General features: G+C 48.0%; 11 protein-coding genes and 1 pseudogene. 6 read left to right on the top strand and 6 right to left on the bottom strand.

What is annotated here, in order from left to right; all coding sequences use genetic code 11:
- Positions 1-13: 13 nt before the first annotated feature.
- From ACH3Y6_RS15375 to arfB, 3 genes and pseudogenes are all read right to left on the bottom strand, one after another.
- Positions 14-1,087, bottom strand: a complete 1,074-nt coding sequence (locus tag ACH3Y6_RS15375; protein ID WP_490836514.1) for a cytochrome-c peroxidase — start codon at positions 1,085-1,087, stop codon at positions 14-16.
- Between the two features lies 1 nt (position 1,088).
- Positions 1,089-1,826: an MbnP family protein gene (locus ACH3Y6_RS15380; RefSeq protein ID WP_490836515.1), complete on the bottom strand. Its 738-nt coding sequence runs from the start codon at positions 1,824-1,826 to the stop codon at positions 1,089-1,091.
- Positions 1,823-2,221, bottom strand: a pseudogene (gene arfB, locus ACH3Y6_RS15385) (alternative ribosome rescue aminoacyl-tRNA hydrolase ArfB); the annotation flags it as partial. The pseudogene arfB and the gene ACH3Y6_RS15380, both read right to left, overlap by 4 nt.
- A gap of 47 nt (positions 2,222-2,268) precedes the next feature.
- Between arfB and dtd the strand changes: the two are divergent.
- From dtd to ACH3Y6_RS15405, 4 genes are read left to right on the top strand one after another with little or no spacing between them, the layout of a single operon-like run.
- Complete coding sequence (gene dtd, locus ACH3Y6_RS15390; RefSeq protein ID WP_490836516.1) at positions 2,269-2,721, top strand: D-aminoacyl-tRNA deacylase; 453 nt, start codon at positions 2,269-2,271, stop codon at positions 2,719-2,721.
- Positions 2,722-2,742: 21 nt separating this feature from the next.
- Positions 2,743-3,192, top strand: a complete 450-nt coding sequence (locus tag ACH3Y6_RS15395; RefSeq protein ID WP_490836517.1) for a group III truncated hemoglobin — start codon at positions 2,743-2,745, stop codon at positions 3,190-3,192.
- Positions 3,193-3,226: 34 nt separating this feature from the next.
- Positions 3,227-3,553, top strand: coding sequence for a nucleotide pyrophosphohydrolase (locus tag ACH3Y6_RS15400; protein ID WP_490836518.1), 327 nt, complete (start codon positions 3,227-3,229; stop codon positions 3,551-3,553).
- Positions 3,554-3,582: 29 nt separating this feature from the next.
- Positions 3,583-4,545, top strand: coding sequence for a YihY/virulence factor BrkB family protein (locus tag ACH3Y6_RS15405; protein WP_490836519.1), 963 nt, complete (start codon positions 3,583-3,585; stop codon positions 4,543-4,545).
- A 65-nt stretch (positions 4,546-4,610) separates the two neighbouring features.
- Here ACH3Y6_RS15405 and ACH3Y6_RS15410 read toward each other — a convergent pair whose 3' ends face one another.
- Positions 4,611-6,020 carry an aminopeptidase P N-terminal domain-containing protein gene (locus tag ACH3Y6_RS15410; RefSeq protein WP_490836520.1) on the bottom strand — a complete coding sequence of 470 codons (1,410 nt, stop codon included), beginning with the start codon at positions 6,018-6,020 and terminating at the stop codon, positions 4,611-4,613.
- Positions 6,021-6,169: 149 nt separating this feature from the next.
- Between ACH3Y6_RS15410 and ACH3Y6_RS15415 the strand changes: the two genes are divergently transcribed.
- Together ACH3Y6_RS15415 and ACH3Y6_RS15420 are read left to right on the top strand one after the other, a co-directional pair.
- Positions 6,170-7,615, top strand: a complete 1,446-nt coding sequence (locus tag ACH3Y6_RS15415; protein ID WP_490836521.1) for a glycine--tRNA ligase — start codon at positions 6,170-6,172, stop codon at positions 7,613-7,615.
- 30 nt (positions 7,616-7,645) lie between these two features.
- Complete coding sequence (locus tag ACH3Y6_RS15420; protein ID WP_490836522.1) at positions 7,646-8,293, top strand: class I SAM-dependent methyltransferase; 648 nt, start codon at positions 7,646-7,648, stop codon at positions 8,291-8,293.
- 42 nt (positions 8,294-8,335) lie between these two features.
- On the opposite strand, the gene ACH3Y6_RS15425 is transcribed toward ACH3Y6_RS15420, so the two are convergent.
- Both ACH3Y6_RS15425 and ACH3Y6_RS15430 read right to left on the bottom strand, forming a co-directional pair.
- The gene (locus tag ACH3Y6_RS15425) at positions 8,336-9,070 is read right to left on the bottom strand and encodes a ferredoxin--NADP reductase (protein WP_490836523.1); all 735 of its coding nucleotides are present in this window, start codon (positions 9,068-9,070) and stop codon (positions 8,336-8,338) included.
- A 156-nt stretch (positions 9,071-9,226) separates the two neighbouring features.
- Positions 9,227-13,033 (bottom strand): S8 family serine peptidase, encoded by a 3,807-nt coding sequence (locus tag ACH3Y6_RS15430; protein WP_490836524.1) that lies wholly within the window; start codon positions 13,031-13,033, stop codon positions 9,227-9,229.
- Positions 13,034-13,059 lie beyond the last annotated feature (26 nt).

Below are 13,059 nucleotides of genomic sequence, written 5' to 3' on the forward strand. Positions count from 1 at the left end.
AACAAATGTGCGCTTACCGGTGAATATCTGCAGGCGGTTTTGTATTATTATCGGCTCCAGGTGCTGCAAAACGTGGGTCTTTCAGAAAGCTGGAATCGGTCAGTGTATATAAAAATGCAGTCAGTTGACCGATCTCGTAATTCGACAGGGCCAGTTTGTTACGGAACAGGGAGTCGGTGGTCGCACTCACTACCATATTTTTCCGGTAATGTTCAAACACGTTCATCAGCGAGAAAAAACGGCCATCGTGTCCATAGGGAAAGGTCATAGCTACATTCCGCAGACTGGGCACTTTGAATTTGAGCGAGTCTTCAGGTTTTGTGGTAATGCGCATCCTGCCCGGGTCTTTCAATACATCATCCATCTTCAGGCCAATGTTGCGGTAAGAATAATCCGTGAACAGGGGCTCTGTATGGCAACTGGCACATTTCTGCAAGAAGATCTGGTATCCCAGCTGCTCCGGCAGTATGAAACTGGCTTCACCGCGTTTCACCTTATCGTATTTGCTGTTACTGCTCACCAACTGCAGCAGGAACTGGCTCAGGGCTTTTCCCAGCCGCTGGGTGCTGATGGTCTCGTCGCCAAATGCGGCTTTGAACATTTTCCGGTATTCCTTGTCCGCTTTCAGTTTGGCAATGACATTCTCCAGTGTTTCGGCCATTTCATTCTCAGCAGTAATCGGTGCCAGCGGTTGCAGGTCAAGATGGTTGATGCCACCATCCCACATAAAATCTTTTTGCCAGGCCAGGTTGAACAGTCCAGGTGCATTACGGGTGGTTAATGCGTTGTTGTAGCCATGACTGAGACTATGGTCGTATGTGTTGAATGCGCCAAACTGCTGGTGACAGGTGCCGCAGGAGAAATTACCATCTTTACTGAGCCTGCCGTCGTAAAAAAGTTTTTTACCCAGGGCAAAACCTTCTTCGGTTAGCGGGTTCTTAGAAAAATCATAGACCGGCTGGGGCCAGCCTTTGGGTACTTTGAAGGCAATGGGTCTGGGTCTGAAATACGCGTTGTCTGTCGCAACCCATCCTGCACCGGTCAGCAGGATCAGCAGCAAAACCCAGGTATTTTTGACAATCCTCATATCAGCGCACGGAGTGAATGGAAAACATGTTTTGATAATTATCGGCAAATCTCATCGCTAAACTGCCCGGTGAATGACATACGGGTGTCTCTGCTATGTTTATCTGCGAGGAGCCGGTAAACCACTTGTTGATATCGGCAGTGATATGAATCTCCCGGAGCGGCTGGTTGGCTGGCGGAATTGGCAGTGTGATCGCTCTTGTCGTATTCATCCCAAAACGAAAACCTCCGATATGGTACGTAAAACGGTGCCCTGGTGAAGGGGAACGTTCTGCGGTGCCTTCCAGTTTGGCCATGATATAACCGCTGTTCCATGTCCAGAACATACCTTTCAATGGGTCGAGGGCGCCAGTCTGTATGCCCGAAACATTTCTGGCACTATCCACACCCAGTAAAAACCCGATCTGGCGGATGTCGATATCAGGTATCTGGATAGTGATGATTTTAGAATCCGGTATTTCTTCGTCTATGAGAAAATATTGCGGATCCGGTTTCCATTGTTTGCCTTTGCTGTCAGTAAGGGTGAAATGGGAGACATAGTACTTGAACCTTTCGACCGTAATACTATCGCCCAGGCTGTTCTGGCAAAGAGCACCCAGCTCCAGTGGATTTTTGCCAACCTGGTGGTGAATGACCAGTCGTAATTTCCCGGCAGGTGCAGTAGCGGGTTCTGGCCCCCTTAAGTGTAAACCGGTGAGACAGAGTGCCAGCAAAACAATCATATAAAACGGGTACTTCATAAATAATCGTGTTTGTTGATCTTCCTGCGCAGTTCTTTGATGGTCCGGTTCTTTTTCTTGGTCTCGATCCTTTTTTCCTGGGCGGCCCGGGTGGGTTTGGTAGGCCTGCGAACTTTCTGTTTGACCAGTGCTGAATTGACCAGCTGGTTCATTTTCCTGGTCACTTCCCCTTTATTACCGAGTTGCGATCTTTCTGTTTGTGACTTTACCAGTAGCTGGTCTTCGTCAGTGATCTTATTGGCCAGTTTTTCGCGTATCCGTTGTTTCTGCTCCTCGGTCACCAGCCGGGATGATGCGATATGCCAACGACCCTCCACCATGGTCTCCACCTTGTTCACGTTTTGTCCTCCTTTGCCACCGCTGCGGGCGGTTTGGAACCATATCTCCGGCGTAATGTCTACCTTCATTGTACTAAAGTTCGGATAAAAACTGTTAAAGGATCATGAGAATTGTAATACAAAGGGTCAGTGAGGCTTCGGTTACCGTAGAAGGTTCGGTAACAGGTGCCATACAGAAAGGTCTATTGGTGTTGATCGGCATTGAGGACGCGGATACAGACGAAGACATTGTCTGGCTCAGTAACAAGATCGTGAACCTCCGCATTTTTGATGATGCGGAAGGGGTGATGAACCTCGGTATCAAAGACGTGGATGGAGAGATCCTGCTGGTAAGCCAGTTCACCCTGCATGCCAACACCAAAAAAGGGAACCGGCCTTCTTATATCAAGGCATCAAAACCGGATATTGCCATACCGATGTACGAGAAGATGATCCGGCAGTTGGAGACCGATCTCGGTAAAAAGATCCAGACAGGTGTTTTTGGTGCGGACATGAAAGTGCGCCTGCTCAACGACGGCCCGGTAACCATCCTGATCGACTCGAAGAATAAAGAATAAAAGAATTATGAACCAATTCGGATGAGAGATCTTTTCACCATTCACTCAATCACTCATCCACTCATTCACTCATTAAATGGAACCATGCCTGATATCACTACCCGCCCGGATCTTGAAAAGTTGATGGAACAATTCTACCGTACAGCTTTTGCAGATGACCTGATCGGTCACTATTTTACCGAAGTGGTGAAAGTGAACCTGGAAAAACATATTCCCGTGATCGTGAATTTCTGGGAGTCGGTACTGTTTGACAAAGGCGGTTACCAGGGGAATGTCATGCAGACACACCAGCACCTGCACCAGTTGTCGGCTTTCCGAGATGAACATTTTCAGCGGTGGGTAACGCTCTTTAAACAAACGGTAGATGAACTGTTTGCGGGAGATACCAGTGAAAAACTGAAACAACGGGCAGAATCCATAGCCATGGTCATGCGGCTGAAAACCGTTCATGGTGGCATCGGTAAACCTTAGGGCAGCGAATTTTAAATCTTATAACACAGCATATATGACAATCGATCAGGCACAGCAACAGGTAGATAACTGGATCAAGACGGTCGGTGTACGTTATTTCAACGAACTCACCAACCTCGGGATACTGATGGAGGAAGTGGGTGAACTGAGCAGGCTCATGGTGCGTACCTATGGGGAGCAGTCGTTCAAAGAATCAGATAAGGGAAAAGAAATTGCCGATGAGATGGCTGATGTGTTATGGGTACTGATCTGCCTGGCCAATCAAACGGGCGTGAACCTTACCGAGGCACTGCAGAAGAATTTTGAGAAGAAGAATATACGTGATGCCGAAAGGCATAAACAGAATGACAAATTACAATAGGTTACAGGTATCTGTTAAATAGGGAACTTATGAAACGGCATATGGTAAGCATCTATTCCGTCTGCAAAGAATCAATAAACGATTTCTCGCACCATAAGGCGCTGCAGATGAGTGCTGCCCTGGCATATTATACGGTATTTGCCATCGCCCCGGTATTGATCCTGGTCATAAGTTTGTGCGATATCTTTTATGGCAGAGCGGCCATTGAAGGAAAATTGTTCGAAAATATCCAGGGGTTAGTGGGAGCAGATGCGGCCCATCAGATCCAACAGATCATCCGGAACATCACCGTTTCGAGAGATGTGAGCTGGGCCTCTGTTGTCGGGGTCTGTGCCCTGATACTGGCTGCAACCGGTGTGTTCACCGAGATCCAGGATTCCATCAATTTCATCTGGCGCTTAAAGGCCAAACCCAAGAAGGGGTGGTTGAAACTGATCCTGAACCGGGTGTTGAGTTTTTCCATGATCGTGGTGCTGGGTTTTATCCTGCTGGTATCATTGGTGGTGAACTCGGTGATAGACCTGCTGGGTGAGCAGTTGCTGCAGGCATTTCCCGATACGGCCCTTTTCCTGGTGCATACTGCCAACCTGGTAGTTACTTTTTTAACGGTAAGTATCCTGTTCGCTACCATTTTTAAAGTGTTGCCCGATGCGCGTATCGAATGGCACGATGTGGTGGTGGGCTCTTTTGCTACTGCATTTTTGTTTATGATCGGCAGATCTGCTATCGGTTTTTATCTTACCAAAACGCATATCAGTACCACCTATGGAGCCGCGGGTGCAGTAGTGATCATATTGTTATGGGTATATTATTCTGCTATCATCCTGTATCTGGGTGCTTCTTTTACAAGGGTATATGCCATGCGGAAGGGAAGGAATATCTATCCCACTGACTATGCCGTATGGATACAGGAGATCGAACTGGAAAATAAAGCATCACTCCAGGTACAGGATCACCCGGTGCCTGCTGATAAAAAACATAGAAGTAAATGATAGCAGGATAAAACAGAACAGCCGCATACATGGTATGCGGCTGTTCTGCTAAGGTGTTGATGTAATTATTTGAAAATACTTTTCTGTTTGGCCATTTTTTCGATCTCTGCTACCGTTCTGGGGCTTCCGGCAGAAAGGTTCTTGTAACCGCCATCTTCCGTGATCAGGATATCATCCTCGATACGTACACCGATATTCCACCATTGCTGGTCGCATTTGCTTCCGGGGGCAATGTAGATGCCTGGTTCCACCGTAAATACGGCTCCGGCCTGTAAGATGCCGGGATTGGGGTCATGTACATCCAGCCCCAGTCCGTGTGAAGTACCATGCGGGAAATAGGTACTTGCTTCCGCTTCCGTTTTGATGATGCCCAGTTCCAGCAAACCACGCGTGATCACCCGCAGGGCTGCATTGTGCGGCTCCCGGGAGTTATTGCCTGCCTTGCACTGTACAAAGGCGGAATCCTGTGCTTTCAGTACCAGTTCATAAATGATCTTCTGCTCGGGTGAGAATTTTCCGTTCACTGGGATGGTCCGGGTCACATCGGCACTGTATCCATGGTATTCTGCGGCACAGTCGCTCAGCAGCAGGTCGCCGTCTTTCATCAGGCGCTGGTTGGTTTCGTAATGCAGTACGCAACTGTTCTCGGCCGAGCCATTGATGCTTGGATAACCAGGGTACTCTGATCCGTTTTTCTTAAAATAGTATTCCATGATGGCTTGTGCCTGGTATTCCGTCATGCCGGGTTTGATGGAACGGATGACACCATTGTGCCCTTCAGTGCTCATCGCCACCGCTTTTTCGATCAGGGTGATCTCTTCCGGTTGTTTGATGGCACGCAGATTCCGCAGTATGTTACCAAGGGTCAGTGCTGCATTGGGTTTGTGGTAGGTGGTAATGGCACTGTCTACCAGCTGCGCCATCCTTGATAAAGGATCCATACCGCCACGGCCACTATAATATTTGGAAAGGATCTTCTCGTTGTATAGGTTGGTCATCACCGAATCAATCTTGCCAAAATCGATCGTGTTGTAGTTGAACTGCTCATGGGTAAATACATGCTCCAGCTGGTGTTTCTTTTTTACGCCATCTACTCCCAGTATCTTACCTGTCCACATTTCACGGGCGGCATTGCGGGGCTGTACAAAAATGAATTCAGTACCGGTTTCGCCGTTGATGGTTGTTGGTTCCTTGAACAGCAACAACATGGCGTTAGGTTCTGTTAAACCGGTGAGATAATAAAAGTTCTTGTTCTGGGCGTAGATGAAATCCACATCGTTGGAGCGGTTACGGGTTTGTGCTGCAAAAAATACGGCTACCGTTTTTGGGGGCATCAGTTCCCTTACGGCCGCCCTTCGGCCGGCATGAAAGGCGGGACTGAGGTAATCGTCGGGATATTCTGTGTGTTGTTGGGCTGCCGCCAGTTGTGGCAGGGCAAACAGGATCAACAGAAAAGAGCATAGTTTTCTGAGCATAGTAATGGTTTAAGTACCGCTAAAACTAATTTTTTTATTGGTTTACTCACTATGTTTTGGATGAATGAGCTGTTTTTTACCGGTCAAACCCGAAAAACCGTTCCCTGCGGCTTTTGCCGACAGGCGTAAAAGCATATTTTTGCGGGGTTATGAGTATACAGCAAGACAATCAGTTCCAGGCGATCATTTCGCATGCCAAAGAATATGGCTTTGTGTTTCCGAGTAGTGAGATTTACGATGGCTTAAGTGCCGTGTATGATTATGGTCCTTACGGCAGTGAATTGAAAAAGAATATCCGCGATTACTGGTGGAAAAGCATGACCCAGATGCATGAGAATATCGTAGGTATTGATGCTGCCATTTTTATGCATCCCACCACCTGGAAAGCCAGCGGACACGTTGATAATTTCAGCGATCCGATGATCGACAACAAAGACAGCAAAAAAAGATACCGGGTAGACCATCTGCTGGAAGCCAAAGCGGACCAGCTAAGAGAGAAAGGGGAAAGCCAGGCCGCAGACACGCTGCTGACATCAATGGATGCATTACTGGCTGCGGAAGATTTTGCCGGATTGAAAGAACTGATCATTGACCAGAAGATTGTTTGTTCGGTAAGCGGTACTGCCAACTGGACGGATATCCGCCAGTTCAACCTCATGTTCTCTACCCAGTTGGGTTCCGTGGCAGAAGATGCCGATACCATTTACCTGCGTCCCGAAACAGCACAGGGTATTTTTGTGAACTTCCTGAATGTGCAGAAAACTGCCCGGATGAAAATCCCATTCGGTATTGCACAAACCGGTAAGGCTTTCCGTAACGAGATCGTGGCCCGCCAGTTCATTTTCCGCATGCGCGAGTTTGAGCAGATGGAGATGCAGTTCTTTGTACGCCCCGGTACGGAAGGCGAATGGTACCAGTACTGGAAGGAAGCGAGGTTACAGTGGCATTTGAGCCTGGGTATCTCAAAAGACAAATACCGTTATCACGACCACGTGAAACTGGCACATTATGCCAAAGAAGCCTGTGATATCGAGTTTGAATTTCCATTCGGGTTCAAAGAGGTGGAAGGCATTCACTCAAGAAGTGATTTTGACCTCACACAACACCAGTTGTACAGCAAAAAGAAGATGCAGTACTTCGATACAGAGATCAACCAGAACTATGTTCCGTATGTGGTGGAAACGTCTATCGGACTTGACAGGATGTTCCTGCTGATCATGGCCAATGCGTATGAAGAAGAAACCATTGCCAAAGAAGATGGTTCAACGGATAGTCGCGTGGTCATGCATATTCCTGCTAAGATTGCACCCGTGAAACTGGCAGTGCTTCCGCTGACCAAAAAAGACGGCCTGCCAGAACTGGCCCGTGAACTGATGGATGAATGCAAGCCTTATTTCAAATGTTTTTACGAGGAAAAAGACGCGATCGGTAAACGATACAGAAGACAGGATGCCATCGGTACGCCGTTTTGTGTAACTATCGACCATCAGACTAAGGAGGATCAGACAGTAACGATCCGTTATCGCGACAGCATGGTGCAGGAGAGGGTGTTGATGAGTAAAGTGAAAGATCTGGTATTGGAGCAAATGATGTGATCCTCATTGGTCTCATTATAAAAAACACCTATGGGCTGGAAATGGAAACTTGCGCAGAAGCTTGAGTTAATCTGGTGGCAGCGCTATCTGCGGAATAAAGACACGGTTGCTTACCTGGACTGGAAGAAACGTTATTGGCAGGATCTGCTGGTGAAAATATCTCCATTGCTGCCTTTGCCGGGCAATCAGCAGATATTGGATGCTGGTTGCGGACCTGCAGGTGTCTTTCTGGCGCTGGAAGGCAACCAGGTGGATGGTATGGACAGCTTACTGGATAAATATGAACAGTTACCTCATTTTCAGCCGCAAAGCGTTCCATGGACCAGGTTCCAGGCACTGCCAATGGAAGATCTGAATGAAACGGAAAAATATGATGTGATCTTTTGCATAAATGCCATCAATCATGTCAGGAATCTCCCTCTGTGTTATGATAAGCTGGTAAAAGCGCTGAAGCCGGATGGGTATCTGGTTATTTCTACGGATGCACACCGTTATGGTTTCTTAAAAAAGCTCTTTCAACTGCTTCCCGGAGATATGCTGCATCCCGTTCAGCTGGATATCCGGGAATATGAAAGCTTTCTCACGGAAAGAAAGATGCATATTCTCAAAAGTCTTCTGAATAAGCGGGAGCCTATCTTCGATTATTATATCACTGTGTCGCAAAAAAAAACCTCCTGAAAGCTGATGCTGCAGGAGGTTGATGTATCGAAAGGATAGTTACTATCCGTATAATTCCAGGTGGATGGCTTTTTTATCATAGCCCAGATCCACGATGCGTTGTTTGGCTTCGTCGATCATGTTTTTCCATCCGCATAAAAAGAACTTGGCAGGTTTGGAGCCTTTGCCGGTCAGCTCTTCATACACGGGATGCACATAACCTTTGTGTGCACCTTCCGGAACGCTTTCTTCCCTCGAATAACAGGGATGGAAGAAAAATCCGGGTTCGTCTTTTTCCAGTTGTTTGAGTTCGTCCACATACAAGCCATCAGTGAGTTTACGGCATCCGAAGATCAGGTGCAGGTTCTGGTGAGGTAATTTCTGCTGGTGTACGGCATGTACCATGGCACGGAAAGGTGCGATGCCGGTACCTGTGCAGATCAGATAGATGTCCTCTTCGATTGGTTGCGGCAAAGTGAATTTACCTTGCGGCCCGCGAAGGGGGAACTCAGTACCTACTTTCACTTCGTTGAAGAGATAGGTGGTACCCAGACCGCCTTCGAGAAGAACGATCACGAGTTCAAATACATTACTGCCATCGGGTGCGGAAGCAATGGAATAACTTCTCCATCTTTTATTCTTTTGCTCATGAATGGGGAGGTCAAGCGTTACAAACTGTCCAGCCTGGTAGTCGAAACTTTCTACTTCGGGAACTTGTATCCAGAAACGGCGTGTTAAACCAGATGGAACTGCGTTTTCAATTTTAATCACCTTGCCGGTGCGCCAGGGTTCTGCCATGTGTAATAATTTTTAGATGTTCATCAAATAGATCCAGTCTTCGGAACTGTTTGGCTAGCAAGCAATACCGTTGTATAAAGGTAATGATAACCAGCTTCCCAAGCAAAAAGGCCACGATAACGTTATCGTGGCCTTTTGCCTGAAATAGTGTCTTTTTTATCGTTGTACCAGTATCTTCTGGAGATAGGTTTTCTTGCTGTGCTGAATCCGTAAAATGTAAAATTCTGAACTCACCTGGGCTATCCGGATCTGTTTCGAAAACTTACCGGAGAAGCCGGGATAAATGCTGTTGTATACCCTTTGTCCGGAAGCACTCAGCAATTCTATCGAAAGGTCGGCTTTACCGCTTACTTCGAAAGAGAGATTGAACAGGCCGTTGTTCGGATTGGGAGATGTGCTCAGTTTGATCTCACGGGCAATGACATCAATGCTTGCCGTAACCGTCACTGTGATCTCATTGGAAGCCTGCTGGCAGCCGAAAGCATCGGAAACGACGGTTTTGTATTTCCCGGGCTTGGTAAGCTTGTAACTGGCCCCGTTTGCCCCATTGATGGCGGTATCATTCAGGTACCACTGGTTGCCCGAGCTGATACTGCTCACCAGAGAATCGGCCTGCTGGCTGATAACAGGTGTGGGCGACGCTGCAGCAATCACAGGTACCCTGTCGCTCACGCAGCCCGTACTGATCCGCATATTATAGAAGAAATAATAGTACTGGTTCTGAGTGGTTCCCGCACTGTTACCTGTGATTGACATGATATTGGGAATGGAGATTGGGTAAGTGCTGCTGCTGGTGATACCATTGTTACGGAAAATAGTGGCACCCAGATTGGTCAAGGTATCTACATTACCGTTCTTGTCGAGGCACTGTATAATGATAATATGGTCACCTGTAGAAGTTACGGGCAGGTTTAAGAAGAACACAGCACCTGTATCCGCAGCGGTGTTCAGATTAACTTGTCCCGATGCAGGCGTAGGGGTGGTAGCATATACATCCAGGGTAGTGTTAGCCAGTGGCTGATAGCTGAAAGAAGTGCTGGTTTCCGAGAGAAGGTTGGCCAGGATAAACTTGATCTTACCCGGGTAGCCAATATACATACGTGCCGATTCAATGGTTAAGGGAACCGAATTATTGAATTTTACATAATTGCCTCTGAAACTGTTATATCCACCTGTAGCGGATAGCTCTGTTTTATTGACAGGTCCGATGGTGGTTCTGGCTTCTTTGGCTACATAAAAGGTCTTATCACCGGGAATAGTATTGGTACTGGCAGTTGGCCCCGAAGCAAAAGGAGCATTCCCGGTAGCAGTGGTGTACCATAAATAATTGGAATTATCAGGCCCATTTACTTTCAGGTTCACCGTATTGCCGCAAATACCGGCGGACGCAGATACTGCAGCCGGCTTCACGGCAGTGGTGATGGTTGCCGTAAGTGAATTGTTGGCCGGGTATTGGTCCGTGGCCATATTGGTGGCTGCCACAATGGTATAGGCGGTAGCGGGTGCAGTAACAATGGGCGACTGGAACGTATAGGTTTCTGTTGTCAGAGGTGCAATCGGTCCGGGATAGGTGAAAGAAAGATTGGCAATTGTACCCAATGTGGTTGATACGGTTGCTGTGACCGGAATATTACTTTGCGGGTTAGTGGCACCATTGTTCCGGATCCGTACCGTAAGGTATTGCGAACCGTTTGCGCAATCATTGCCGGATGGTGAAACAATCTCGCTGATGGATACATCATTGGAAGGTGTGATCACCCGTACCCGGTAGTCCTGTGTTTCCCCCTTTCCATAAAGTCCGCAGGATGTTACATCACTGGCCAGGCTGGTTTCCTGCACAATCACCCGCATGAGGCAGATATTGCCAATGGTTAAGGTACTGGGGGTGGTGATATTGGCCGTAAAGGTTTGCGCCGTAGCACTCAGTACTCCGCTGGTAGCCACTGTTTCCGAAGGTTCAAATATGCCGTTGTTATTGTAGTCAATGAATATTTTTACGATACGATTCGCGGTGGTTGCATCGGCGGTACTCACCCGAACTCTTACCGGGATGGTTTCCGAGGGTTCAATATTGGCTACATAACTGGTATTGTCCGTATAGGTTTTTGAACCAGCAGTGTTTGCTACCTGCATATTTTTCAAAGATACACTGTCGATCCTCGCTCCGCCGCCACCCGATGTTGATGTGCAATAAGCAGTTCCTCCCACACCGCTCACCAGTAAGGAGTAGGCCTGCGATGTTCTGGCCAGTGTGCCTTTGTGCGAAACGGTTATGGTATACGTCTGGCCCGGCACCGTACTGTCGATATCAATCCTTTCCACATTGTCTGTGATATTGTCGCCGGGCACAGCTACAGAAGCAGGATTGTTCACATCCAGCGTCCACGGCATATAGGTGCGTGCTCCCTTGGTAATGCGTATGTCAAGATCGTTCACCAGGTTCTTGGCGCGATTGTTCAGCACATTTACTTTATCTACGGAGCCTTTTACATCTGTCCAGCAGATGGTTGCCCGCAGTGGCCCGTTACCGGAAGCTACTACCGTTGTGGAAAAACTGCTTCCCTGCGCCAATACATTTTCATAGATCAGGTGATTGCTGCTGGCAGCATTGTTCGAGCTGATGGCGGCATTCATGGCTGCCGCAGCTTTCTGCATATTCAGTAAACCCCAGCCATACTGGTAGTCAGGCCCGGGCGCATTACCCGTTTCATCTGCTGTGTGAATAGCCAATCCTTTCAGTGTGGCAGAGCGCAGAAAAGCGCCATTACTGTTTTTGAGTTTGGAATAATATTCCTGCAGCAGGAACAGGGAACCGGTTGCATTCGGCGCTGCCATGGAGGTTCCGCTGAAACTGGCATAACTGGTAGTGGAAGTAGCGGTCGAGGATAACAGGTTCACACCATCAGCAACAATATCCGGTTTGATACGGCCATCATCCGTGGGGCCCCAGGAACTGAAACCACTCATCACCGCATCTCCCGGACGGCTATATCCCGAAGGGATTCCATTCACCGCACCAATGGTCAGGATATTCTTGGCGCCACAGTCCCAGGAAATGATATCATAACCATCGTTACTGCTGATACCCGCAGGACGGTTCCCGGAAGCAACCATGGTTCCGCTGGAATTGCGTCGGTAATAAGGCTCACCCACTGCAGGCCCATTCTCGTCGCGGTTATTGCCTGCCGATTTTACGATCAGGTAATAAGGCGCGTTATAGGCAATGGAATCCAGTGCCTGAGAATCGTCGCTGTAATATCCAAACTTATAGTCTTCGTTTTCGTCAGGACGTCCGTTGAATTCCCAGCGGCTTTGTGAGCTGTTGTAATTCCATCCCGCAATAATGGAATAGGAATGATTGGACAGCAGCAGATTACTGGATTCATTCGCCATCTCAGGAAGGTCGCTGGTAAAATCATAGGCCACAATGCCCTTGGCACCATAAGACATACCCTTGGCGCTGGTATTCACGCCCGAAGCAATCATGGTGCCGGTTACGTGGGTAGCATGGTCACTGAGAGAAGAGGGGTTGTCTTTTTGTGTTACCCGGCCGGTCAGTTCTACATGCGAGCCCAATACCGATCCTCCATCCCATACCCCGATCCTGTTCTTGAGGTAATCGGAACTGCCCGAAAGATTCAGTCCCGTTGAACCGCCTGGCCACAATTGATTGGTGCGTGTGGTTGCTGCAGCAATGGTATTGTTGTTGGTTATGTAATACTTGGGAAAACCAAAATCATCCACACCCACCAGTACACCTTTTCTTCCGTTGGAGGAAGTGATGGTCAGGTCCCAGCCATTTCTTTTGGCCAGTGTGATGGCTTTGGCATAATTGGCATTAAAAGCCAGCTTATAACCAACAGCGGCCTGTTTCAGGATGCGGGTATTGGTAACGGTCTGTGCAGAAGCAACCCATGCCAATCCGCAGATTCCCCAAATAGACCATATAATTTTTTTCATCATAACCTTCATGTTTTCCATCCGCCGAT

The sequence above is a fragment of the Sediminibacterium sp. FW305-C-269 genome (genome assembly GCF_058231045.1).

Excerpts from the sequence above, each read along its gene's own strand:
- ACH3Y6_RS15380 (WP_490836515.1), bottom strand. The coding sequence starts at position 1,826 with ATGAAGTACCCGTTTTATATGATTGTTTTGCTGGCACTCTGTCTCACC.
- ACH3Y6_RS15375 (WP_490836514.1), bottom strand. The coding sequence starts at position 1,087 with ATGAGGATTGTCAAAAATACCTGGGTTTTGCTGCTGATCCTGCTGACC.
- ACH3Y6_RS15395 (WP_490836517.1), top strand. The coding sequence starts at position 2,743 with ATGAGAGATCTTTTCACCATTCACTCAATCACTCATCCACTCATTCAC.
- ACH3Y6_RS15425 (WP_490836523.1), bottom strand. The coding sequence starts at position 9,070 with ATGGCAGAACCCTGGCGCACCGGCAAGGTGATTAAAATTGAAAACGCA.
- ACH3Y6_RS15415 (WP_490836521.1), top strand. The coding sequence starts at position 6,170 with ATGAGTATACAGCAAGACAATCAGTTCCAGGCGATCATTTCGCATGCC.
- ACH3Y6_RS15410 (WP_490836520.1), bottom strand. The coding sequence starts at position 6,020 with ATGCTCAGAAAACTATGCTCTTTTCTGTTGATCCTGTTTGCCCTGCCA.
- ACH3Y6_RS15430 (WP_490836524.1), bottom strand. The coding sequence starts at position 13,033 with ATGATGAAAAAAATTATATGGTCTATTTGGGGAATCTGCGGATTGGCA.
- ACH3Y6_RS15400 (WP_490836518.1), top strand. The coding sequence starts at position 3,227 with ATGACAATCGATCAGGCACAGCAACAGGTAGATAACTGGATCAAGACG.
- ACH3Y6_RS15405 (WP_490836519.1), top strand. The coding sequence starts at position 3,583 with ATGAAACGGCATATGGTAAGCATCTATTCCGTCTGCAAAGAATCAATA.
- dtd (WP_490836516.1), top strand. The coding sequence starts at position 2,269 with ATGAGAATTGTAATACAAAGGGTCAGTGAGGCTTCGGTTACCGTAGAA.
- ACH3Y6_RS15420 (WP_490836522.1), top strand. The coding sequence starts at position 7,646 with ATGGGCTGGAAATGGAAACTTGCGCAGAAGCTTGAGTTAATCTGGTGG.